This window comes from Capnocytophaga ochracea DSM 7271 (assembly GCF_000023285.1).
Classification (GTDB): Bacteria; Bacteroidota; Bacteroidia; order Flavobacteriales; family Flavobacteriaceae; genus Capnocytophaga; species Capnocytophaga ochracea.
This window is the reverse complement of sequence record NC_013162.1, coordinates 102120-124709: the sequence shown is the minus strand read 5'-3', so window position 1 is coordinate 124709 and position 22590 is coordinate 102120. Positions and strand designations below refer to the sequence as shown.

General features: G+C 39.8%; 25 protein-coding genes. 11 read left to right on the top strand and 14 right to left on the bottom strand.

All coding sequences use genetic code 11. The annotated features are described in order from the left end of the window. Position 1 precedes the first annotated feature (1 nt). A complete protein-coding gene (locus COCH_RS00530) occupies positions 2-553 on the bottom strand; it encodes a 30S ribosomal protein S16 (RefSeq protein WP_012796893.1) in 552 nt (183 codons plus the stop codon). Positions 554-705: 152 nt separating this feature from the next. Between COCH_RS00530 and COCH_RS00525 the strand changes: the two genes are divergently transcribed. Next, positions 706-1734, top strand: a complete 1029-nt coding sequence (locus COCH_RS00525) for a threonine aldolase family protein (protein WP_012796892.1) — start codon at positions 706-708, stop codon at positions 1732-1734. Positions 1735-1738: 4 nt separating this feature from the next. Here the strand turns inward: COCH_RS00525 and hemE are convergent, their stop codons facing one another. The 8 genes from hemE to COCH_RS00485 form a co-directional block, all read right to left on the bottom strand. Beyond that, a complete protein-coding gene (gene hemE, locus COCH_RS00520; protein WP_012796891.1) occupies positions 1739-2764 on the bottom strand; it encodes a uroporphyrinogen decarboxylase in 1026 nt (341 codons plus the stop codon). Between the two features lie 74 nt (positions 2765-2838). Then, a complete protein-coding gene (gene tpiA, locus COCH_RS00515; RefSeq protein ID WP_009420925.1) occupies positions 2839-3588 on the bottom strand; it encodes a triose-phosphate isomerase in 750 nt (249 codons plus the stop codon). A gap of 250 nt (positions 3589-3838) precedes the next feature. After that, positions 3839-4930 (bottom strand): redox-regulated ATPase YchF, encoded by a 1092-nt coding sequence (ychF, locus tag COCH_RS00510; protein WP_012796890.1) that lies wholly within the window; start codon positions 4928-4930, stop codon positions 3839-3841. A 79-nt stretch (positions 4931-5009) separates the two neighbouring features. Beyond that, the gene (locus tag COCH_RS00505) at positions 5010-5951 is read right to left on the bottom strand and encodes an NAD(P)H-dependent flavin oxidoreductase (RefSeq protein ID WP_012796889.1); all 942 of its coding nucleotides are present in this window, start codon (positions 5949-5951) and stop codon (positions 5010-5012) included. Between the two features lie 3 nt (positions 5952-5954). Continuing rightward, positions 5955-6374, bottom strand: coding sequence for a VOC family protein (locus COCH_RS00500; protein WP_012796888.1), 420 nt, complete (start codon positions 6372-6374; stop codon positions 5955-5957). Positions 6375-6386: 12 nt separating this feature from the next. Next, positions 6387-6731 (bottom strand): MmcQ/YjbR family DNA-binding protein, encoded by a 345-nt coding sequence (locus tag COCH_RS00495; RefSeq protein ID WP_012796887.1) that lies wholly within the window; start codon positions 6729-6731, stop codon positions 6387-6389. 99 nt (positions 6732-6830) lie between these two features. After that, complete coding sequence (locus COCH_RS00490; RefSeq protein WP_009410730.1) at positions 6831-8315, bottom strand: cellulose synthase family protein; 1485 nt, start codon at positions 8313-8315, stop codon at positions 6831-6833. 131 nt (positions 8316-8446) lie between these two features. After that, complete coding sequence (locus COCH_RS00485) at positions 8447-8959, bottom strand: NUDIX hydrolase (RefSeq protein ID WP_009410731.1); 513 nt, start codon at positions 8957-8959, stop codon at positions 8447-8449. 342 nt (positions 8960-9301) lie between these two features. Between COCH_RS00485 and COCH_RS00480 the strand changes: the two genes are divergently transcribed. From COCH_RS00480 to mraY, 6 genes are all read left to right on the top strand, one after another. Next, the gene (locus tag COCH_RS00480) at positions 9302-10558 is read left to right on the top strand and encodes a dihydroorotase (protein WP_012796886.1); all 1257 of its coding nucleotides are present in this window, start codon (positions 9302-9304) and stop codon (positions 10556-10558) included. After that, the gene (locus tag COCH_RS00475) at positions 10548-11294 is read left to right on the top strand and encodes an alpha/beta hydrolase (protein WP_009420501.1); all 747 of its coding nucleotides are present in this window, start codon (positions 10548-10550) and stop codon (positions 11292-11294) included. Before COCH_RS00480 ends, COCH_RS00475 begins: the two co-directional genes overlap by 11 nt. Positions 11295-11297: 3 nt before the next feature. Next, positions 11298-12197 carry an ion transporter gene (locus COCH_RS00470; protein WP_012796885.1) on the top strand — a complete coding sequence of 300 codons (900 nt, stop codon included), beginning with the start codon at positions 11298-11300 and terminating at the stop codon, positions 12195-12197. Further along, the gene (gene miaA / locus COCH_RS00465) at positions 12187-13125 is read left to right on the top strand and encodes a tRNA (adenosine(37)-N6)-dimethylallyltransferase MiaA (protein ID WP_012796884.1); all 939 of its coding nucleotides are present in this window, start codon (positions 12187-12189) and stop codon (positions 13123-13125) included. The genes COCH_RS00470 and miaA overlap by 11 nt, the downstream gene beginning before the upstream one ends. A 268-nt stretch (positions 13126-13393) precedes the next feature. Continuing rightward, a complete protein-coding gene (locus COCH_RS00460) occupies positions 13394-14092 on the top strand; it encodes a hypothetical protein (protein WP_012796883.1) in 699 nt (232 codons plus the stop codon). Between the two features lie 33 nt (positions 14093-14125). Continuing rightward, complete coding sequence (gene mraY / locus COCH_RS00455) at positions 14126-15361, top strand: phospho-N-acetylmuramoyl-pentapeptide-transferase (protein ID WP_012796882.1); 1236 nt, start codon at positions 14126-14128, stop codon at positions 15359-15361. A gap of 83 nt (positions 15362-15444) precedes the next feature. Here mraY and COCH_RS00450 read toward each other — a convergent pair whose 3' ends face one another. Genes COCH_RS00450 through COCH_RS00430 form a run of 5 tightly spaced genes read right to left on the bottom strand, consistent with a single transcriptional unit; the run spans position 15445 to position 19832 of the window. Beyond that, positions 15445-16614, bottom strand: a complete 1170-nt coding sequence (locus COCH_RS00450) for a MalY/PatB family protein (protein WP_012796881.1) — start codon at positions 16612-16614, stop codon at positions 15445-15447. 60 nt (positions 16615-16674) lie between these two features. Further along, complete coding sequence (gene murA, locus COCH_RS00445) at positions 16675-17985, bottom strand: UDP-N-acetylglucosamine 1-carboxyvinyltransferase (protein ID WP_009418046.1); 1311 nt, start codon at positions 17983-17985, stop codon at positions 16675-16677. Beyond that, positions 17972-18634 carry a DUF4290 domain-containing protein gene (locus COCH_RS00440; RefSeq protein ID WP_012796880.1) on the bottom strand — a complete coding sequence of 221 codons (663 nt, stop codon included), beginning with the start codon at positions 18632-18634 and terminating at the stop codon, positions 17972-17974. Before COCH_RS00440 ends, murA begins: the two co-directional genes overlap by 14 nt. After that, positions 18631-18921, bottom strand: a complete 291-nt coding sequence (locus COCH_RS00435) for a DUF493 family protein (protein WP_009410743.1) — start codon at positions 18919-18921, stop codon at positions 18631-18633. Before COCH_RS00435 ends, COCH_RS00440 begins: the two co-directional genes overlap by 4 nt. A gap of 11 nt (positions 18922-18932) precedes the next feature. After that, positions 18933-19832, bottom strand: coding sequence for a hypothetical protein (locus COCH_RS00430; protein ID WP_012796879.1), 900 nt, complete (start codon positions 19830-19832; stop codon positions 18933-18935). 551 nt (positions 19833-20383) lie between these two features. Here COCH_RS00430 and COCH_RS12620 point away from each other — a divergent pair. The 4 genes from COCH_RS12620 (at position 20384) to ruvC (ending at position 22588) form a co-directional block, all read left to right on the top strand. Then, positions 20384-20545 carry a hypothetical protein gene (locus COCH_RS12620; RefSeq protein ID WP_012796878.1) on the top strand — a complete coding sequence of 54 codons (162 nt, stop codon included), beginning with the start codon at positions 20384-20386 and terminating at the stop codon, positions 20543-20545. 89 nt (positions 20546-20634) lie between these two features. Continuing rightward, positions 20635-21327, top strand: a complete 693-nt coding sequence (pepE, locus tag COCH_RS00425) for a dipeptidase PepE (RefSeq protein ID WP_012796877.1) — start codon at positions 20635-20637, stop codon at positions 21325-21327. 168 nt (positions 21328-21495) lie between these two features. Beyond that, positions 21496-22029, top strand: coding sequence for a hypothetical protein (locus COCH_RS00420; protein WP_002672833.1), 534 nt, complete (start codon positions 21496-21498; stop codon positions 22027-22029). Positions 22030-22042: 13 nt separating this feature from the next. Continuing rightward, positions 22043-22588, top strand: a complete 546-nt coding sequence (ruvC, locus tag COCH_RS00415; protein WP_002672831.1) for a crossover junction endodeoxyribonuclease RuvC — start codon at positions 22043-22045, stop codon at positions 22586-22588. Positions 22589-22590 lie beyond the last annotated feature (2 nt).

Here is a 22590-nt window from a genome sequence, read left to right as displayed (position 1 = left end):
GTTATGCCTCAGTTTCGTTATTTTCTTCAGCAGGAGCTTCAGCTTCTGGGGCTTCCGTAGCTTCTGTAACCTCTTCAGTTGCTTCAACTGTTGCTTCGGTAGCTTTGGCTACAGCGGCGTTCTTGCGTTTCTCATTAGCTTCTTTTTCAGCGTCCAAAGCCTTTGCTTTTGCTTCTGCTTTCTCTTTAGCTAATTTTTGCTCTTTTGTAGATACTTTGTTAGCTTTCTCTTCTATCCAAGCATTGAACTTAGCCTCTGCTTGTTCTTCGGTCAAAGCTCCTTTGGCAACTCCACCAAGCAAGTGGTATTTAAGCAATACCCCTTTGTAAGAAAGAATACGACGTGCTGTGTCGCTAGGTTGTGCTCCGTTTTTCAACCATTTTACAGCTGCATCTACATCTATTTCAATCTGAGCAGGATTGCTAACAGGATTGTAAGTTCCTAATTTTTCAAGGAATTTACCATCTCTTTTTGCACGTGAATTAGCAGCTACAATCCAATAGAAAGGCTTGCCTTTTTTTCCGTGACGTTGTAATCTAATTTTTACTGGCATAAAAAATTTAATTAGTGAGGTTCACGACCTCGTTATTAATTCGGGCGCAAAAGTAATAAATTTTTTCATATTCACAACGTTCTTACATAAAAAAGTTTTACTTTTGCATTCTGAATTCGTAATAGTAGCTTTCTATTACCTTTGAACAAACTATGAAAATATCATTTAAAAACGACTATTCCGAAGGGGCTCACCCTTCTATTTTAAACCGAATGTTAGAAAGCAACCTCGAACAACAACAAGGATATGGTTGCGATACTTATACTACTAAAGCAAAAGCTCTTATTGCCGAAAAACTAAATAATCCTCAAAGTAAAATATATTTCGTAAGCGGAGGTACACAAGCCAATCTCTTAGCATTAGGAGCAATGTTACGTCCTTATGAAAGCGTTATTACTTGCGAAACCTCTCATATTTGCGATAGCGAAACAGGTGCTATCGAGGCTACCGGACATAAAATACACATAACCCCTGCAATAGATGGCAAAATACAACTTGATGATATTCGTGAAGTAGCAACTTGTTACACCAATTTTCCTCATCAAGTAGTGCCCCGATTAGTATACATTTCTAATGCTACTGAATTAGGCTCTATCTATACGCTTCAAGAATTAAAAGATTTGTACCACCTGTGTCAAGAACTGAATCTCTTACTCTATATCGATGGAGCGCGTTTAGCTCACGCTCTCAATGCTTCTGGCAATGATATTACTTGGGAAGATTTAGCTCGTTATACCGATGCTTTCTATATAGGAGCTACTAAAAATGGGGCAATAATGGGAGAAGCAATTGTTTTAAACAATCCTGAACTTCAATTGGGCTTTGAGTACCATATCAAACAAAAAGGGGCTTTACTTGCCAAAGGAAGGTTTCTAGGCATACAGTTCTTGGAGCTTTTCCAAAATAATTTATTTAATGAATTAGCTCTTCACGCAAATGCTCAAGCTAAACGTATTCAAGACGCTTTTATAGAAAAAGGAGTACACTTCTTGTCGCATACTCCTACTAATCAGGTGTTCCCTATTCTCACTAATGAGCAAGTAGCTCTTCTCCAAAGGCAATTCGATTTTTATATATGGAAGAAAGTCGATGAAACCCATACTGCCATACGTCTTATCACTTCTTGGGCTACTAAACCAGAAAATGTAGATATTCTCATTAATGCTATTAAAAAACTATAGCTTTTTATAAGCGATAGGATTTTACTGCCTCTACAAAAGCAATAGCGTTTTCTACGGGCACATTAGGTAAGATACCGTGCCCTAAGTTAGCGATATAATGGTCTTTTCCAAAAGCATCTATCATCTCTTTCACCTTCTGTTTGATTTCGGCAGGAGGTGCTAAGAGTCGTGAGGGGTCGAAGTTACCTTGTAATACTTTTTTACCTCTTGTAAGTTCGCGCGCTATTTCAGGGGCGCACGTCCAGTCCACACCCAAAGCAGCTGCATTAGAAGTTGCCATTTCAGGCAAAGCATACCAACAGCCTTTCGCGAAGACAATCACTTTGGTAAAAGGAGCAAGAGCTTCTACTATTTGGTTGAGGTATTGCCACGAGAATGTGCGATAGTCGTCAGGAGCTAACACTCCTCCCCAGCTATCAAAAAGCTGTACGGCATCTACCCCTGCTTTTACTTTTTCTTTTAGGTAAAGAATCGTTGTGTCAGTAATCTTTTGCAATAAGCTGTGTGCTACCGAAGGCTGCGTAAAACAAAGCTCCTTAGCCGTCGAAAAATCACGTGAACCTGAGCCTTCCACCGCATAACAGAAAATCGTCCAAGGCGAACCTGCAAAGCCAATTAAGGGCACACGATTGTTTAGCATTTGCTTAGTGAGCTTTACTGCCTCCATTACGTAGCCCAAACGCTCTTCAATATTAGGCACAATCGCTTGTTCCACATCTTTAGCCGTACGGATAGGCTTTGGCAACCACGGTCCCACGCCTTTTTTCATCTCTACTTCTATATTCATAGCCTGAGGCACTACCAATATGTCCGAAAACAATATGGCAGCATCTACCCCTACTATATCTACCGGTTGTACGGTGATTTCCGCAGCCAGCTCCGGTGTCTGACAGCGCGTAAAGAAGTCGTATTTATCGCGTAAAGCTCTAAATTCGGGCAAATAACGTCCTGCTTGACGCATCATCCACACAGGCGGTCGTTCAGTAACCTCACCGTTGAGTACTCTTAAGAATAAGTCGTTTTGTATCATATTTTAATTTACATAAAGAAGACTGCCCAAGAACAAAGTTCATTGGACAGTCGTTATAAAAGGAATAATAACTTTTAAATGCTTTTGATAATAGTAACAAAATCATCAGCTTTAAGGGCAGCCCCACCTATGAGTCCGCCATCTACATCTTCTTTTGCAAAGATTTCTTTTGCATTATCCGGTTTTACACTACCTCCATACAAGATAGATACTTTATCAGCAACCCCTTTGCCGTATTTGTCAGCAATAGTTTTACGAATAAAGTGGTGAATTTCTTGTGCTTGGTCAGGAGTAGCGGTTTCGCCTGTACCAATAGCCCATACAGGTTCGTAAGCCAATACAATATGTTGCCAAGCCTCAGCAGGCAAGTGGAACAAACCATTTTTGATTTGGCTACCTACCACATCAAAGTGCTTATTAGCTTTGCGGTCAGCTAACTCTTCACCAATACAGAACACTACACGCATATTGTGTTTAAGGGCTGTGTTCACTTTTTTAGCTAAACTCTCATCAGTTTCGTTAAAGTAAGCGCGGCGCTCAGAGTGTCCTAAAATAGTAGTTTTTACCCCAATACTGCCTAACATTTCAGCCGAAATCTCTCCCGTGTAAGCACCGTTTTCAGCAAAGTGCATATTTTGCGCAATTACTTCGATGTGGCTACCTTTTACTGCTTCTACAGCTGGAATAAGGTTTACAAAGGTAGGGGCAATCATTACCTCAGCATTTGTTTGAGGTACTTTTTTCAATAGGTCGGAAATAAGTGCTAACGACTTGTTAAGGTCGTTGTTCATTTTCCAGTTCCCTGCTACAATTTTTTTTCTCATATAATGAACTTTTTATTTTCTAACTTCTCGGCAAAGATATAAATAATTTACCAATTAGCAAAATTACTGATGAACACTACTAACAAATTACCTAATTAGCTAATTTATATTGTTTCTAATAGAATATTGCCATATCTTTGCCTTGTCTTTTAAAAGCGATTGCTTTTCAAGCACAAAGTTGAACCATAAAGATTATTTAATTTAGAATTATTTTTGTCGGTAAGCGATGGGAATCTGCTTACCGACTTTTTTATACGTTAAAGCGGAAGTGCATAATATCGCCGTCTTTCACGATATATTCTTTACCTTCCACGCGCATTTTACCAGCTTCTTTTACTTTAGCCTCACTGCCATAAGTAATAAAATCATTATAAGGGATTACCTCAGCACGAATAAATCCTTTCTCAAAATCGGTGTGAATTACCCCTGCGGCTTGAGGAGCAGTGTCTCCTTGATGAATCGTCCACGCACGCACTTCTTTTACCCCTGCGGTGAAATAAGTTTGTAGGTTCAGCAGGTGATAGGCTGCACGAATGAGTTTAGAGGCTCCTGGTTCTTCTAAACCTATATCCTCCAAGAACATTTGGCGTTCTTCGTAACTTTCCAATTCGGTGATGTCAGCTTCAGTGGCTACTGCCAATACAATCACTTCGGCATCTTCACCTTTTACGGCATCTTTCACTTGTTCCACATAAGCGTTCCCATTTTTAGCCGATTTTTCATCTACATTGCACACATATAGCACAGGCTTGGTAGTGAGCAGTTGGAAGCTGTCCAGCAATTCTTTTTCTTCATCGCTTACTTGCACGGCACGAGCCGAAACCCCCGTGAGCAAAGCCTCTTTTACACGGTTGAGCAAATCCATTTCTTTCGCCACTTTCTTATCGCCTGCTTTCGCTGCACGCGTTACTTTATCCAAGCGTTTTTCAACCGTTTCAAGGTCTTTTAACTGCAATTCTATATCAATAGTTTCTTTATCGCGTATAGGGTCTACACTTCCATCAACGTGTACGATGTTGTCATTCTCAAAACAACGCAATACGTGAATAATCGCATTACACTCACGTATATTTCCCAAAAATTGGTTACCCAAACCTTCGCCTTTACTGGCGCCTTTCACTAGTCCAGCTATGTCTACAATCTCTACCGTTGCAGGCATTACACGCTCAGGTTTCACAAGGCTTTCGAGTTTCTCTAAACGGGGGTCAGGTACGTTTACAACACCCAAGTTAGGCTCTATAGTACAAAAAGGGAAGTTAGCACTCTGTGCTTTAGCATTTGATAAACAATTAAATAAAGTAGACTTCCCCACGTTGGGCAGTCCTACAATTCCTGCTTTCATATATATTTATTGTATAATTTTAGGGTGCAAAAGTACGGTAAATAACAATAATGACAAATATTCTAATAATACTATTTTATCAATGAGGTAATTTCTTAATACTTCTCCTGTATTCCACCACCATCTCATCAATAACCTCTTTTACGCTTTGCACTTGGGTAATGAGACTCGCTACTTGTCCTATTTCTAACTCGCCTTGTTCTACGTCTCCTTCAAACATTCCTTGTTTGGTACGGCGATTACCTACTAAGGCTTTAAGGTTTTCGACAGTAGCTTGCTGAGTGTTGTAGAGTTCTTTTACTTCCTTATAGAAGCCGTTTTTAAGCAAACGTACAGGAGCTAATTCCTTTAACGTAAGTTCTGTATCACCTTCGCCGGCTGCTACAACTCTTTCTTTAAAATTAGGGTGTACAGAAGCCTCGGTAGTAGCCACAAACCTACTACCTATCTGTACCCCTTCGGCACCTAAGGCAAGGGCAGCAAGCATTCCGCTACCTGTAGCAATTCCCCCTGCAGCAATGAGAGGAATATTTAATACTTTGCGTACAGCAGGAATGAGCACCATTGTGCTAGTTTCTTCACGTCCGTTGTGACCGCCCGCTTCAAAGCCCTCAGCTACCACAGCATCTACGCCGGCAACTTGGGCTTTAAGAGCAAACTTACTACTGCTCACTACGTGAGCTACTTTTATGCCTCCTTTTTGCAATAAAGACGTATAGGTAGCCGGATTTCCTGCCGAAGTAAATACAATCTTTACCCCTTCGCGCAAAATCACTTCAATAGCTTTGTCCATTTCGGGGTACATAATAGGAATATTCACTCCAAAAGGTTTATCGGTAGCCGCTTTACACTTACGTATGTGTTCTGTAAGGGTTTCGGGGTGCATAGAGCCTGCGCCCAATAGTCCTAAACCGCCTGCATTGCTCACTGCTGAAGCCAATCGCCAACCACTTGCCCATATCATTCCTCCCTGAATAATAGGATATTGAATATTAAAAAGTTCTGTAATACGTGTTTTCATTGTCTACAATTTAAGATTGTTATTCTCATCGAACTCCCAAAAAGGATTATAAGCGACTTCAAACACATAACCGTCTAAATCTTTAAAGTAACCGCTATAGCCACCCCAAAATACTTTTTGAGCAGGTTTTATTATAGTTGCTCCTAATTCTTTAACTTTGGCTAATACAGCGTCTACTTCCGCTTCCGAGGTAGCATTGTAGCTGATAGTCATTCCTGCAAACGAACTTGGTTCATAAGGCAAAGTAGTATCTTCTAAAAGTTCTTCTAAGGGGTAAAGCCCCAATACGATGCCTCCCAAAGGAAAAAGAGCATAGTTTTCCATACTTTTATCTGATTTTTGCCAACCTAAGCCCTCGTAGAAACTAAGGGCTTTTTGAAAATCGCGAACGCCCAAAGTAATCAAAGTAAATTTTTGTCTCATACTATTGATTTGTTATAAGTTCTTTTTCTTTTTAGATACTTTGGCGAGTACTTCTTCGTAAGAATGTTGTACCATTTCTTCAATAAGAGTGGGAGGGAGGCTCTCTACCAAAACTGTATTCCAAAGTTTTTTGTTTAAGTGATAGCCTGCTACAATCTTTTCAGGGTATTGCTCACGAAGCTCCAAAGCGCGCTCAGGGTTGCATTTGAGACTTGCCCTCAAAGGGACGCTTTCTAAATTCGTAAGCACGAATATTCTTCCACAAATGCGAAAAGCCAATATGTCCTCGCCGAAAGGCATATCTTCAGTAGTATGTGGTAAGGACAAGCAAAAGTCTCTGAAAGTTTCTAAGTTCATTGTTTTAGGTAAGAGATAAGATAAAAAAGGGTTGCCTATTATTCAAGACAACCCTTTATTTTATACATTCATTTGCTAATTTACAAATATACTAATCAATTAAGCTTTTGAGGTAAGTGATTTGAAGAATACAAATCCAAAACCTAGGGTAAGCATACAGTGGAATGGGAACATACCAAAGTCGTTAAGACGAACGGCACTGTATAATCCAAAGAGGAAATACAACATTAGTAAGAATTCTACTATCATATTAGGCGATAGTTTGGTATTGATGTATTTGTTGTTTTTCCAGCTATCGGAGAGTGCATTGATATTGAATTTAGGGGTACGCACAAACTCACTGCGTTTACCTGTGTGTCCTTCGAGTACTGCAACAGTGTTATGGAAAGAGAAACCTAAGGCTACTGAGAAGAACGTTACAAACAGTTTGATGTAGTTTAAAAAGTCGTCGAAGGTCTTTCCTTGCAGGTTCTTATAAGTAAACCAATAGCAAATAAACAAGATAACAGTACTGATGATAAAGAAACTAGTAATGTGGAATATCCACGCTAAATGTCCGTATTGGTTTTTGATGTACAACATAGGGATACTAAGGACTGATACCACAAATACCCATAAGAACATAGAGCTATTGAGGAGGTGCATTACCCCGTGAAATTTGGTTTTCCAACCTATGTTTTTAGCTGCTAATACACGGCTTACTGTTTTACGGAAGTTCTCAGCTCCTCCTTTGTTCCAACGGAACTGTTGAGAGCGTGCTGCTGAAATAACTACTGGAAGCTCGGCAGGAGTTTCTACATCTTCCAAATATTTGAATTTCCAATTCTTTAACTGAGCGCGATAGCTAAGGTCGAGGTCTTCGGTAAGGGTGTCGCCTTCCCAGTTACCTGCATCGTAAATGCACGCTTTACGCCAAATACCTGCTGTACCGTTGAAGTTAATGAAATATCCTTTAGAATTACGCCCTACTTGTTCAAGAGTGAAATGGACATCAAGAGCGAGAGCTTGTATTTTAGTAAGGATAGAATAATTGCGGTTGATGTGCCCCCAGCGAGTTTGTACTACGCCTATTTCAGGGTCTTTGAAGTATACTACCGTACGTTTGAGCCAATCGGGTTGAGGCATAAAGTCGGCATCGAAGATGGCAACAAAATCACCTTTGGCAATAGCTAACCCTTCTTTAAGAGCACCTGCCTTAAAGCCTTCGCGATTGGTGCGACGAATGTGCTTAATATCCAAGCCTGTAGCTTGTAGTTCTTTAATGATTTCAGCGGTTTCAGCTACTGATTCGTCGGTAGAGTCGTCGAGCACTTGAATTTCGAGTTTGGTACGAGGGTACTCCAATTTTGCGATATTTTCGAGCAAACGACGTACTACATACTTCTCGTTGTAAAGTGGTAGCTGGATGGTTACGTACGGAATCTCCTTAGGGTCAAGCAAGTTAAACTTAGGAGCTTCGTCGTTTTGTTTGCGATGTTTGAGATAGTTCAGTAGCAAACTAAGCATTGAAAGGCTGTATAAGAAAATGCCTACTAATGCTGTACAATAGATAATAATAATCGCGTAATTGATAATTGTTGCCATAAATTATTGTTTTATGTTCTTTCTTTTAGATTTTGCAAATGTACGTGTTTTTTTGAAAACACCAAGCAAAAAAGAAATTATTTTTTAAGAAATCTCTCTTTTTTCTAAACTAATAAACTGTATATCAATAATTAGCTTTGAAGTTGTTTTATGACTGTACGCACTGATATAAAACCAATTTCTTCTTCTCGAATATCTTTAAGAGCAATCCACCGGAGCTCTTTAATTTCATCGGGGGCTACAATATGTACCTCTTCGGCTTTGAGCTCGCATTCGAAAAAGATATCCATAGTGCGGTAGGGTACATTTTTGTACAGATAATTATTGGGGTAGGTGGTGATGAAGCGCAGTTGCTCAGGTTTGATGATGAGTCCCATTTCTTCCTTTACTTCGCGACAAGCTGCTTCTTGAGCCGTTTCGTTGGGGTCGATAAAACCGCCTGGGAGGTCAAGTTTTCCTTTGTCGGGGTTCATATTACGGACTGTAAATAGTATTTTATCTTTATGCTTGAACACTACTGCTACCGCGGCGGCAATATTGTGGAAATAGGTAAAACCGCAATCGTGGCACAAAAAGCGCACGTTATTAGGAAATTCGATGTTTGTAGAAGTACAATTTGGGCAATGTTTAAATATGCTTTCCATAGTTTTTGGGTATTTTCTAAAATTAGGTGAATGTTGAAATAACAGATTTTTAAGGTTAGAAAAATATTCTGTATACCTATCTTGGACAAACCTTATACGAATCTTGGACGAATCTTGGACGATAGCTATACCTGTGGTATCACTGTGTAAAGGGCATTTTGTAGAAAAATTTTCTACATCTTATAGGGCTTCACTTATAAAAATAACTTTTTGTACTTGTTGTCTTTTTTTATTAGGCGACAAATGTACTAAATTTTGTTATCTGAAAAAAATAATTTGTAAAAATAGTTTTTAATTGTTTTTTTAGTTGTACCTTTGCAGAGAAATTAAAAGCGTAATTCTATGGATATATTACTCAAGTCGGCAAAGATTATTGATGAAGAGAGTGCCTATCACGGTGCTGTAAAAGATATTTTAATTTCAGATGGGGTTATTAAGCAGATATCCAATCATATTGCTGCCGAAGGGGTAGATAAGGTGCTAGAAAATACTTATATATCACAAGGTTGGACGGATAGCAGTGTTTGCTTTGGCGAACCAGGCTTTGAAGAGCGGGAGACCTTAGAGAATGGAATGCTTACGGCACAGAGAAGTGGTTTTACACACGTGCTCGTCAATCCGCTTACTCACCCGGTAGCCGACAACAAGCAAGCTGTAATGTATATCAAAGAAAAAACGAAGCATTTTGCTACTACCGCTCACCCTATTGGGGCACTAACGGTAGAAAGCAAGGGGGAATTTCTTGCCGAGCTTTACGATATGCAAAATGGAGGGGCTGTGGCTTTTGGCGATTATAAGAAGCCTATGCACAACAGCAACCTGCTGAAAATAGCCTTGCAATATACACAGCCTTTCGGTGGTATTGTTATTTCTTTTCCTAACGATGCTAAAATTATGGGTAAAGGTGTGGTGAATGAGCATATAGAAAGCACACGATTAGGACTAAAAGGCATTCCTGCTTTGGCTGAAGAACTGTGTGTAGCGCGTGATTTGGCTATATTAGAATACGCAGGGGGGAAGTTACATATTCCTACTATATCCACAGCAAAATCGGTAGCGCTTATTGAGGAGGCAAAAAACAAAGGATTGGACGTGACTTGTAGCGTAGCTATCCATAATATTCAGTTTACTGACGAGGTTTTAGAAGGGTTTGATACCAATTACAAGGTGTTGCCCCCTTTGCGCGATACTGAAAATGTAAAGGAACTAAGAGACGCCTTACAAAGAGGAGCGATAGACTTTGTTACGTCTGACCATAATCCGTTGGACATAGAACTCAAATTTAAAGAGTTTGACCTTGCCTCGTTTGGAACTATTGGGCTGGAGAATGTGTGGGGTGTGCTGAGTCAGTATACAACTGTTGAAAGAGCGGTAACACTGCTTACCTCGGCGCGCAAACGTTTCGGGATACCTACTACGCCCATAGCTGAAAATACAGAAGCTGACGTTACTATCTTTACTCCCGAAGGAGAGACTGTTTTTACCAAAGAGATGATATTATCGGCTTCGAAGAATAGTGCTTTTATAGGTGCCACGATGAAAGGAAAAGTATTGGGGATTATTGCCCACAGACAAGCAATATTGAACGATGGAGTTTAAGAAATGTCTTACCTTTGTTATAGGGAGCTTGATTTTATTATTTACAAACTGTTACTTTAAAACAAAGAAAAAAACAATGGAAACACATAAAAAACTACCTTTAGAATACGTAATTCGCGAACCACAGGTAAGGACTAAACGTTCGCCTGTAATATTTATGTTGCACGGTTATGGGAGCAATGAGGAAGACCTTTTCTCCTTTGCCGATGAATTACCCAAAGAATACACGATTATATCATTGCGTGCGCCTTATAATTTAACCTCATTTGGTTATGCGTGGTATATGATTAACTTTGATGAAGACCAAGCCTATTGGAGCGATAATGAGCAGGCTATTGAATCGCGTGAATTAATAATGAGATGTATTGATGAGGCTTGTAAGGTATATGATTTGGATACTAGAAACATAAACCTTTTAGGATTCAGTCAGGGGAGTATATTGAGTATGGCTATTGCGATATCTTATCCTAAGAAAATACGCAGAGTAATAGCACTGAGTGGTTACTTAAATGAGGATATCTTGAAAGACGGATATAAGAAAGAGAACCATTCGGCTACGCACTTTTACGTATCGCACGGCACCAGTGACCAAGTAATACCTGTGGAATGGGACAGGAAAACGCCTGAGTTTTTAAAATCGATAGGGGCTAAATGCACTTATGAAGAATTTCCGATAGGGCACGGTGTATCACCACAAAACTTTTATTCATTCCGTGAATGGCTTAGTAAATATTGATTTATGGACAAAGCAGCACTTAAATCAGAATATAATATATTCAAGCAAAAGGCTTATATTATTATCTATGGGACGAATACACGCTTAGGTAAACTATTTGACCTTGTGTTGTTGTCGCTCATTACTATCAGTGTGATAATGGTAATGCTTGAAACCGTAAAGGGTGTTGACTACCATTTGCACGGTTTGTTAGTGTTTATGGAGTGGGTGATAACCGTTTTCTTCTCACTTGAATATATCTTGCGTATTATTACCAATAAAAAGCCTTATAAATATATTTTTAGTATGTATGGCATTATAGACCTCATTGCTATTTTGCCGATGTACATATCTTTCTTCGCTCCTGGTGCAAAGGCAATATCAGTAGTTAGGGCTTTGCGCTTATTGCGTATTTTCCGTATCTTGGATTTAGCGAGTTTTATGAAGCAAGGGGAGGAGCTGAAAATGGCTTTGCGCACTAGCCGAGACAAAATTCTTATCTTCATTTATTTCATATCGGTGATTTGTATACTCTTAGGGTCAGTAATGTATGTAGTGGAAGGACACCAGAACGGGTTTAGCAGTATCCCACGCGGTGTTTACTGGTGTATTGTAACAATGACTACCGTAGGCTTTGGAGATATAGCTCCGCAAACTACATTGGGACAGCTGATAGCTTCGTTTGTAATGATATTGGGTTATGGCGTTATTGCGGTACCTACGGGTATTGTTACTGCTGAATATACCCATATGAAAAAGAAACATTCTATTGAGGGGAGCAAAAAGCAACACGAAGAGAATGAGGTTGCTGGAAAATTAGTTTGCAAACGATGTTCTTTTGATAAACATTTGCAGGGGGCTAAATATTGTAGCCAATGTGGTAGTGAGTTAATACTCCAAAAGAACAATCATGATGAAGCATAAAAAAATACTTTTGAGTGTGGTAGGACCTACTGCTATTGGAAAAACACGAATGGCTATAGCCTTAGCACAACACTTCGGTACTGAAATCATCTCTTGCGACTCACGACAGTTTTTTAAGGAGCTTTCTATAGGCACAGCGGTTCCTTCGCCCTATGAATTGGCTCAGGCAAAGCACCATTTCATTCAGCATAAATCTATTTTTGAGCCTTATTCGGTAGGCGATTTTGAGCGCGATGCTATTAGCTTGCTCAACACACTTTTTAGAACTCACGATGTGGTAGTAATGGTAGGAGGAAGTGGGCTTTATGCTAATGCAGTGCTCAGAGGGTTAGATGATTTTCCTGAAACCGATGAACAGATAAGAAAAGAGCTGAATGCGCAGTATAAAGCAGAAGGCATTGTTTTTTTGCAACAAAAGCTAAAAACTTTAGACCCTGTGCAATACGAGAAAATAGATACAAATAATCCGCAACGAATGATACGCGCCTTAGAAGTGTGTATGGTAGCAGGGAAGCCTTATTCGTCTTTTTTAAACAAAAAAGAAACGGTGAGAGACTTTGAGAGCATACAAGTAGGACTTACGGCAGAACGAGAGGTGCTTTACAATCGCATTGATGAGCGAGTAGAGCAAATGCTCGAAGGTGGGTTGCTTATAGAAGCACAAGATATGTTTCCGCACAAGGAACTCAATGCTTTGCAGACAGTAGGCTACAAGGAGTTATTTGCTTTTTTTGAAGGGAAGACCTCGTTTGGCTTTGCGATAGAGGAAATTAAGAAGAACACCCGTCGATTTGCCAAGCGACAATTTACGTGGTTTCATAAAGATAGTTCTATACATTGGTTTGATTATAGGACAACGGTGGAGGAAGTTCTTCAGAAAACCACAATGCAGAAATGCCAATTATTGAAGGTAAAAGATAAAAGGTAAAGTGCGAGGTCGTAGCGCGATAGGCAGGTGCGAGCCGCACAGGCAGATAAAGAAAAGACGAAGAAAAGACAAACAAAAGACGAACAAAAGACGAACAAATAACGAACGATGAACGAAGAATGAACGAAGGGAAGGCAGAGTTAAAACAAGCCTAAGAAGGAGGATAGAGGGAGATATTTTTAAGTAAGAAAGGTGCGTTTGATTTGAGGAATGATAGAAGTATTGTAAAAAATATTATCTTTGCACCAAAATTTGTAATTGATAACTAATGAAAAAACTGATTTTATTAGCTTTTGCGCTACTGGTATTGCAATCTTGTAGTGTAACGAATACCTTTACATTTCATAAAGATGCTACTATTTCTACGGATATGGCAGTGGATATGAGTGAAATGCTTGCTATGCAAGCAAAGGCAAAACAAGGAGAAAACAGTTTGAAAAACGTGAATATGCCCGAATTTCCGAAAGAATGGCAATCGGTTTACGACTTTCAAAAAACAGTAGAAAAGGATAGCATTCCTGCTGATAAAGCCGAATTGCTGAAACGCGCAGCTATTAAAGGACTTTTTAAAGACAATAAGGAAGTAGGTTTTCAGGTTAGGTTCGACCATTTTGCGCCTGAAGAATACGCTTCAATCACCGCCACTATTGATAGAGGGACACGCAATAACAACCCTTTGAGTATTTCGGCTTTTAAATGGGACGGCAAGGAGTTGCGCCTCAATATCGCTGCTTTGGAACAAAATACAGATGATGAAGAGCAAGCAGAGCGCGTAGCACAGATGAAGAAGATGTTTAATATTGATATCAATAATACGCTTGTATTTGAGGGCAAAATAAAGAAGATAAAAGGCAAACACCCTTATATTGAGAAAATAGATGCTCATACCGTGAAAATTGATTTAAAAGCCACTGATGGCAAAAAGAAAAAGAGACGCGATAAAGAGATTGTAATCGTTATCAAATAGTTCTTATCTCTTACCACTTAACTATTACTTAAAATGTTATATTATTTATTAGAAAACCTTGAAAAATATTACGACTTTCCAGGGTCGGGGCTTTATAAATACTTATCGTTTCGCGCAGGCTTGGCTTTAATGCTTTCCTTGCTTATTTCTACCATCTATGGGAAGCGTATTATTCGCCTCCTACAACGCAAACAGATAGGCGAGACGGTGCGTGACTTAGGGCTTACGGGGCAGAATGAGAAAGCAGGCACTCCTACTATGGGGGGGATTATCATTATTCTTGCCACGCTTATTCCTGTACTGCTGTTGGCTAAGTTAGATAACGTATATACCCTATTGTTACTCATCACTACTGTGTGGATGGGAGCTATTGGCTTTGTCGATGATTATATCAAGACTTTCCGCAAGAATAAAGACGGACTGAAAGGACGTTTCAAAATATTAGGACAAATAGGCTTAGGAATTATCGTAGGAGCGACGCTCTATTTCAATGATAATGTAACTATTAAGAGTGAGAAAACAGGTATTGGGCGAACACGTACTGAAGTAGTAGCAGAAACAGCCACAGAGAATTTTGTTCCAGAAGTGAAATCGACGAAAACTACTATTCCGTTTGTGAAGAATAACGAGTTTGACTATGCTGACCTCATTGCGTGGGCAGGAGATAATTATCATCATTATGTGTGGCTGGTGTTTATTCCCATTGTGATTCTTATTGTTACAGCGGTTTCTAACGGTGCGAACCTTACTGATGGTATAGACGGATTGGCAGCGGGAAGCTCGGCTATTATAGTCCTAACATTAGGGCTATTTGCGTGGATTTCGGGTAACATTATCTTCTCGGAATACTTAAACATTATGTATATCCCAAGAGTAGGGGAGATGACGGTATTCATAGCTGCTTTTGCAGGAGCTTTGGTGGGCTTTTTGTGGTATAATACCTATCCTGCCCAAGTGTTTATGGGCGATACAGGAAGTTTGACCATAGGCGGGATTATAGCTGTAATAGCCATAGCAGTACGCAAAGAACTCTTGTTGCCTGTGCTCTGTGGTATCTTCCTCATTGAAAACTTATCGGTGATATTGCAAGTGTTTTACTTTAAATATACGAAGAAAAAGTATGGTGAAGGTAGACGTATCTTCTTGATGTCGCCTTTACACCACCATTACCAAAAGAAGGGCTATCACGAGAGTAAAATAGTGATGCGCTTTCTTATTGTAGGGATTTTTTTAGCGGTGATTAGCATTGTAACGCTGAAATTGAGATAAGAGCTCTATTAAAAGCTTGGATATATTGGAGAATAAAAATGTGAAAAGCGCCTAAATAATCTGATTATTTAGGCGCTTGACTTTTATATTGAAGTTATTGCGTCTTTGAGTTGAGCTAAGGCTTGCCTTACCACACTACGCGGACAAGCTAAATTGATGCGCATATAGCCATTGCCTTCTTCACCATAAATACTACCGTCATTTAAGGCTAAGTGCGCCCTATTGGTACATAGAGCGACTATATCTTTTTGGTTGAGCTGTAATGCACTGAAATCAATAAACACTAAATAAGAGGCTTGAGGTATGATGACTTTTAGTTGAGGTATGTTTTCCTTGATATAACTTACCACTTCATCAATATTACCTTGAACGTAGGTGAGCATTTGTTGTAACCATTCTTCGCCTTTGTTATAGGCTGCTACAACGGTATTAAAAGCAAAGACATTGCCGGCAGCCAATTCGTTCCCTTCTACATAGCTCTCGAAGCGACGGCGCAGGGTAGGATTAGCAATTACCGCATAAGAGGTAGCTAAGCCTGCCATATTAAAAGCCTTACTGGGAGATGCAAATACAACGGAGTTCTGTTTAGCTTCTTCGCTTACTGAGGCAAACGGAATGTGCTCGTAGGGAAGTAAGGTAAGGTCGGCGTGGATTTCGTCAGCTACTATTATTACGTTGTTCTGAGCACAGATAGTTGCTACTTTTTCGAGTTCTTCGCGCGTCCATACACGTCCGCCAGGGTTATGAGGGTGACAGAAGAGGAAGAGTTTACAGCCTTTTATCTTTTTTTCAAAGAGTTTAAAATTGATATAATATTGCCCATCTTTCAGCTCTAATGGACAGTTTACTAATTCGCGATGGTTATTGCGGATTACCTGAGCAAAAGGATTATATACAGGTTGCTGAATCATCACCTTTTCACCACGCTGAGTAAATGCCTGTACTGCCATTGCCAAAGCAGGTACTACGCCAGGTACGAATGAAATCATTTCTTTGGTAATCGTCCACTTATGACGGCGCTTTTGCCAACTGATAATGGCTTCATACCAACTTTCGGGCTTCGCTGTGTAGCCAAACACTTCACATTCCATACGTTTTTTCATCACTTCCACTATGAAAGGAGGTGTTTTAAAATCCATATCGGCTACCCACATAGGAAGCAAATCGGTGCGTCCCCAGCGGGGGGCTAATGCCTCTAACTTGAGAGCATCGGTGTGTTTTCTGCAAACTACTTCGTCAAAATTATAATTCACTTTTTAATAATTAATGTTTAATGGTTAATGATTAATATGTTACGTGTTATCGGATATCTATTAGGAAACTCTTACTATTTGGGCACCGAGGGCTTTGAGTCGTCCGTCGATGTTTTCGTAACCACGGTCTATTTGTTCTATATTGTAAATGGTAGAGGTGCCTTTGGCTGAAAGAGCTGCAATAAGCAAGGCTATACCAGCACGAATATCAGGCGAGGTCATTAGGGTTGCGCGCAAAGGTGAACGGAAATCATTACCGATAACGGTAGCGCGGTGAGGGTCGCATAGTATAATTTTAGCACCCATATCTATGAGTTTATCGATAAAGAATAGCCTACTCTCAAACATCTTTTGGTGAATAAGCACTTCCCCACGTGCTTGGGTAGCGACTACCAGGACGATACTGAGTAGGTCGGGGGTAAAACCAGGCCAAGGGGCATCAGCTACGGTTAGGATAGAGCCATCAATATAATTTTGGATTTCATAGCCGTTAGTATGAGCGGGGATATGAATATCGTCGTTTTTCTTTTCGAAGGTAATACCTAATTTCTGGAAGATAGTAGGCATAATACCCAAATGCTCCCAGCCTACATTCTTAATGGTAATTTCACTGCGGGTCATAGCAGCCAAGCCTATCCAACTACCTATTTCAATCATATCGGGGAGGATAGTGTGTGTACAACCCTCTAAGCGTTCTACCCCGTTGATAGTAATGAGGTTGGAACCGATACCTTGTATATCGGCTCCCATAGCGTTGAGCATACGGCAGAGTTGTTGTACATAGGGCTCGCAAGCTGCGTTATAAATAGTTGTAGTACCTTCGGCTAATACGGCAGCCATAATAATATTGGAAGTACCCGTAACTGAGGCTTCTTCTAAAAGCATATAGCTTCCTTTTAGTTTCTTGGCTACTACGCTATAAGTAAAGTTATTCTCATCATATTCGAAGTGGGCACCTAATTTGATGAACCCTTCGAAGTGGGTGTCGAGGCGACGGCGACCTATTTTATCACCTCCCGGTTTAGGAATATAGCCTACTCCAAAACGCGTGAGCAGAGGGCCTACTATCATAATAGAACCTCGCAGGGCTTGCCCTTCGGTATGAAAAGCCTCGGACTTTAAATAGTCTATATTGATATCGTCGGCTTGAAAGCTATAAGTACCTTTCCCGAGCTTTTGGATTTTGACGCCTAAATTCTCGAGCAAAGAAATCAGTTTATTCACATCTTGAATATCGGGAATGTTGTGAATGGTAACTTTTTGGTCGGTGAGTAAAACCGCACAAAGTACTTGTAGTGCTTCGTTTTTAGCTCCTTGTGGTGTGATACTTCCTTTGAGGGTATGTCCACCTTCTATTTTAAAAACGCCCATTGTTATTTTTTTTATTGGTTGAGAATATTCTTTTAGCTTGCTGAGGTTGCGGTTGAGGAGTGCGTTTAGTTAGATTTTGCTTCGTGCGGATAAGGTCACGACTATTAGTAAGGTCTTCGTTAGCCTTTCTCAAATCAATTTGCCCGTTACTCAGTTCGTATAGATGTTCAAAAACTACACTATCGTCTACGCTTTCCTTATTCCAAGTGAGGAAGCATTTCTTCATATGGTTAGCGATAGAATACTCTAAAGCTTCACGTAGGTCGCCTTTTTCCCAATTTACGCAAGTGTTTATCATACGAATAATTACGTTGCCGTAGAAGCGGTAGCGGGGATGTGCTTGAGGGTATCTAAGTCTTTCGGGGTGTTTATGAAGTGTGGAAGGCGTGGGTTTTTCATAAGGGGAATCGACGTCTAACTGAAAATTGGACATTATAAAGAGCTGGTCCCAAAGTTTATGTTGGAAATCAGGGACGTCGCGCAAGTGAGGGAATAAGTTTCCCATTACGGCGACGATACTTCGAGCCGTTTTATTACGTGTATCGCGGTCTTTAAGGAGTACCGCTTTTTCTATCATTTTTTGAATGTGTCGCCCGTATTCGGGGATGATTAAGTGAGGGCGTTCGGTGTTATATTCTAAGGTCGTCATAATGATAATATTCCTTTTACTTTACCAGCTTCTTTGTAATAGGCAATTACCTCATCGGGGTTTTTAACGGTAAGGCTTACCGAAACACCTGTGTACTTATCGTTAGACGATGGGCGTGTGGTGATTTCGGCATCGGTATTTTTGAATACCTCTTTGAGCTGATTGAGTTTGGCTTCATCAGTAGGTATTACAAATTTATAGAGATAACGGGTGGGGAAGAGCGAAGTCTCGATGAGTTCATTCTTTAAGCGCTCGTAAAATTCGGCTAATTCTTGTTCTGTTTTCATTGAGTTGATTACTAATATTCGTATTCTGTGGTTTCTTCTAACTTACCGTTAGAGTCGTATTTTTTAATTTCTCTTATATTACCCTGTGCATTGTATTGGTATTCCCTGCGATATTCGCTAATAGAATCCTCTTTGCCTTCTTCTTTTGAAATGTGTCTCATTAAGGTAAGACAATTTTTAGAGATAAACTCTTCGGGGTAGAGCAAGTCGCCTAAATGACCATAAGCTTGATTGGGTTTATCGTTGTATTGATACTCCCAAATTTCGGCAGTTCGAGTGAATTTTTGTTCACTTTTCAACTTATTCCAATGGCTGTCGAAAGTAATTGTTTCAGTATGTCCGCCTACAATAGCAGCTGAAACAGTAGTGCCTGTATAAGTGTAGTTTGTTTCTCTAACACTTGGTTTAGAATCTGTGTATTGTAGCGAAGAGTAAATATACTTTATGAGCTTACCTTCAGAGTCGTAAGAATAGTTATGAGTATTCGTTCTAACGCCCCCTTCTACAATTTTAATCTTTTCTACCAATCTTTTATTTTCAAAGCGGTAAGTTTCTTTCTCATCGAGTATAGTGCGCCCCTTACGTGAGGTGGTGATTTCGGTAGGGTAACCATTAGCATCGTACTTGTAATCAATGATATAAGTAGTAACATTTCCGTTTTCTAAATCAGTTACTTTCTGAATAGATTTAGTAACCTTACCATTGACAATAGTAGACTCAGCAACCAATTGCTTTTTTCTTAAATGCTGGGTAGTAGTTACAATGCGAGGATATACCCCCACAGTAGGTTCAGGAGCTGGCTTAGGTTCTAAAGTAACGGGAGGCTTCTTGTCGTCAGGAGCCTCGTTGTCATTTTTACTACACGCAGTCAAGCAAGCAGTAACTAATAGGGAAAGAATTATTCTTTTCATTTTTTTGAAATTAAAAACTTGGTGCAAATATACAAAATAAATTTTAATTAACAATTATTTAATGCCAATAAACTAATAATGCCAGAAATACCGATAATTAACTTTGCCAGTGGAAAATGAGGAAATGAGGGAATTAGAAAATGAGAGAATTAGGAAATGGGTAGTGATAAGAATGGTTTTTTGACAGGTCTGATTTGTCGGACAAATCGGATAGGTTAGAGAGAGCGAAAGAAAACGGAGATTTTCAGAAGAAGGTTAAGAGCATTTTTAGTGAAAAAAGGCTATGAGGAGGGTGGGGTTAGCTTATAGAGAGCTTATAGGAAGCTTATACGAATCTTGGACGATTGGTATAGAAAGGGTATATAAATAGTTGATTCATAATATCATACAACAATGCAAAAAATGTTAAAAACGGGGTTTCGAGGCGAAAGAAAAGAGAAGAGGCACTAGGCCTTAGGCCATAGGCACTAGGGAGAAGTATGACGGAAAATCAAAAGAAACCTCCCCCTTTACACATACCCAGCTATTGCTGGCTACCTCAGAGAGGGGGAATGTGGGGAGTCGTTTATTCGGTAAGCCCCCGAACCCCCGAAGGGGGACAAGCTGGAAAAGGAGGCAAACCTCCCTCCTTACACATACTCTGCTCTCGTGGTGCACAGACCGAGCTATTGCTGGCTACCTCAGAGAGGGGGAATGTGGCGAGGGAAAAGTAAAGGTAAAATGGAGGTAAAATAAAAGAGGAAGGGATACAAGCTATTTGATTTTTTATTATCTTTGCGTGTTATAACTAAATAAAACAGTGATGAAAAGAATATTATTAGCGAGTACTTCTACTGTATATGGGGGTACTTATCTTTCTTATTTACAAGATGAATTGATTGATTTCTTTACAGGAATTGACGAAATATTGTTTGTGCCTTATGCACGCCCCAGTGGTATTACGCACGATGAATATACTCAGATTGCGCAACAGTTTTTCAATAGAGTAGGGAAGAGGATAGTGGGCTTACACACATTCGCTGACCCTAAAAAGGCTATTAGGCAGGCAAAAGCGATTTTTACAGGCGGAGGTAATACCTTCGTGCTGGTGAATCAGTTGTACGGATTGGAAGTGATGGACGTATTGCGTGAAGCAGTAGAAAATGGGACGCTTTATATGGGAACAAGCGCAGGGAGCAATATCGCTGGACAGACAATGCAGACTACTAATGATATGCCTATTGTTTACCCGCCTTCGTTTAAAACCTTAGGGCTTGTGCCTTTTAATATCAATCCTCATTACCTTGACCCAGACCCCAAAAGTAAACACAAGGGAGAAACTCGCGAAACGCGAATTAAGGAATTCCACGTTTTTAACGATACTCCTGTGATAGGTTTGCGCGAAGGTAGTTGGCTACGTATGGAAGATGAGAAGGTTAGCCTTAAAGGCGATTTGACGGCTAGAATCTTCCTAAAAGGGCAAGAACCTTACGAAAGTACGGAAATTTTGTTGTAGGCAAAGGAAGGAATGTACTACACTTATAATCAGATTGTTATATAAGAGGTTTGACGAAAAAGAAAATTAGGAGGGAATATTTTTACGAAGAAAAAGTGTTATTTATTTTTGTAAATCAATTTTTTGTAATACTTTTGAGCCGTAAAAACACTTATTAGACATTTAATTATGAAATTTTACTTTTGTTTTTTAGCCTTATCATTGGCACTTGTAGCGTGTAACGACAATGGTAACCAACTCACTCCTGAGCAGAAAGAAGCAAAATTGCAACATAAGTTGGACTCGATAGCTGAAATAAAATTCTCGGAAATAGTGAAGGAAGACGTAGACTCTTATCCTATTTTCAGAGGGGTATGTGATACAGCAACGACGAAGATAGGACAGAAAGAATGTTTTGAGAGGACTTTTACAACCCTTTTTCAAGAGCGTTTGAAAAAAGCCCCTTATGAAGTAACAGAGCCTGTTACCGATCGTGTATTACTGAATATAAAAGTGGATAATACAGGTAAAATAGTGCTTATAGATATAGAAGCCAATGATAAGACAAAAGAATTACTAAGTACTGATAGTGAAACCTTTGAAGACTCATTACGCGCTAATTTATCGGCACTCTCAGAGCAAGATGCTATCGTACCAGCTACCAAGAACGGACTGAACGTGAGTACGCAATTTAATTTGCCTATTGAAATTAACGTTAAATAATTGGTCTTAGCTTTTGGAACGCATTATTTTAGGTATCGACCCAGGCACTACTATTATGGGGTTTGGGCTTATTCAGGTGGAAAGAGATACTATGAAGCTCTTACAGCTGAATGAGCTTCAACTTAGTAAATACAGCAATCACTACTTAAAACTAAGTGTGATTTTTAATCGCACTTTGGAGCTGATAGATACCTATAAGCCTGATGAATTGGCTATTGAAGCGCCCTTCTTTGGCAAGAACGTACAATCGATGTTGAAACTCGGAAGAGCGCAGGGAGTGGCGATGGCAGCGGGGCTATCGCGTGAAATTCCTATTACTGAATACGAACCTAAAAAGGTGAAAATGGCTATTACGGGTAATGGTAGTGCCTCCAAGGAACAAGTAGCTAAAATGCTTCAACAACTTCTGAATATAAAAGAACTCCCCAAACACTTTGACGCAACTGACGGTCTGGCGGTGGCTGTTTGTCACTTTTTTAACGGAGGCAAGTCGCAAAAGCAACAAAGTTATAGTGGTTGGGACGCTTTTGTAAAACAAAATCAAGACCGTATAGGTTAAAA

Coding starts and splice junctions, on each gene's coding strand:
- COCH_RS00500 (WP_012796888.1), bottom strand. CDS start 6,374: ATGAGACAAAAATTTACTTTGATTACTTTGGGCGTTCGCGATTTTCAA.
- tpiA (WP_009420925.1), bottom strand. CDS start 3,588: ATGAGAAAAAAAATTGTAGCAGGGAACTGGAAAATGAACAACGACCTT.
- COCH_RS00475 (WP_009420501.1), top strand. CDS start 10,548: ATGGAGTTTAAGAAATGTCTTACCTTTGTTATAGGGAGCTTGATTTTA.
- COCH_RS12620 (WP_012796878.1), top strand. CDS start 20,384: ATGTGGGGAGTCGTTTATTCGGTAAGCCCCCGAACCCCCGAAGGGGGA.
- mraY (WP_012796882.1), top strand. CDS start 14,126: ATGTTATATTATTTATTAGAAAACCTTGAAAAATATTACGACTTTCCA.
- COCH_RS00430 (WP_012796879.1), bottom strand. CDS start 19,832: ATGAAAAGAATAATTCTTTCCCTATTAGTTACTGCTTGCTTGACTGCG.
- murA (WP_009418046.1), bottom strand. CDS start 17,985: ATGGGCGTTTTTAAAATAGAAGGTGGACATACCCTCAAAGGAAGTATC.
- hemE (WP_012796891.1), bottom strand. CDS start 2,764: ATGATACAAAACGACTTATTCTTAAGAGTACTCAACGGTGAGGTTACT.
- COCH_RS00530 (WP_012796893.1), bottom strand. CDS start 553: ATGCCAGTAAAAATTAGATTACAACGTCACGGAAAAAAAGGCAAGCCT.
- COCH_RS00480 (WP_012796886.1), top strand. CDS start 9,302: ATGGATATATTACTCAAGTCGGCAAAGATTATTGATGAAGAGAGTGCC.
- miaA (WP_012796884.1), top strand. CDS start 12,187: ATGAAGCATAAAAAAATACTTTTGAGTGTGGTAGGACCTACTGCTATT.
- COCH_RS00490 (WP_009410730.1), bottom strand. CDS start 8,315: ATGGCAACAATTATCAATTACGCGATTATTATTATCTATTGTACAGCA.
- pepE (WP_012796877.1), top strand. CDS start 20,635: ATGAAAAGAATATTATTAGCGAGTACTTCTACTGTATATGGGGGTACT.
- COCH_RS00460 (WP_012796883.1), top strand. CDS start 13,394: ATGAAAAAACTGATTTTATTAGCTTTTGCGCTACTGGTATTGCAATCT.
- ychF (WP_012796890.1), bottom strand. CDS start 4,930: ATGAAAGCAGGAATTGTAGGACTGCCCAACGTGGGGAAGTCTACTTTA.
- COCH_RS00470 (WP_012796885.1), top strand. CDS start 11,298: ATGGACAAAGCAGCACTTAAATCAGAATATAATATATTCAAGCAAAAG.
- COCH_RS00505 (WP_012796889.1), bottom strand. CDS start 5,951: ATGAAAACACGTATTACAGAACTTTTTAATATTCAATATCCTATTATT.
- COCH_RS00440 (WP_012796880.1), bottom strand. CDS start 18,634: ATGACGACCTTAGAATATAACACCGAACGCCCTCACTTAATCATCCCC.
- COCH_RS00485 (WP_009410731.1), bottom strand. CDS start 8,959: ATGGAAAGCATATTTAAACATTGCCCAAATTGTACTTCTACAAACATC.
- COCH_RS00420 (WP_002672833.1), top strand. CDS start 21,496: ATGAAATTTTACTTTTGTTTTTTAGCCTTATCATTGGCACTTGTAGCG.
- COCH_RS00525 (WP_012796892.1), top strand. CDS start 706: ATGAAAATATCATTTAAAAACGACTATTCCGAAGGGGCTCACCCTTCT.
- COCH_RS00435 (WP_009410743.1), bottom strand. CDS start 18,921: ATGAAAACAGAACAAGAATTAGCCGAATTTTACGAGCGCTTAAAGAAT.
- COCH_RS00495 (WP_012796887.1), bottom strand. CDS start 6,731: ATGAACTTAGAAACTTTCAGAGACTTTTGCTTGTCCTTACCACATACT.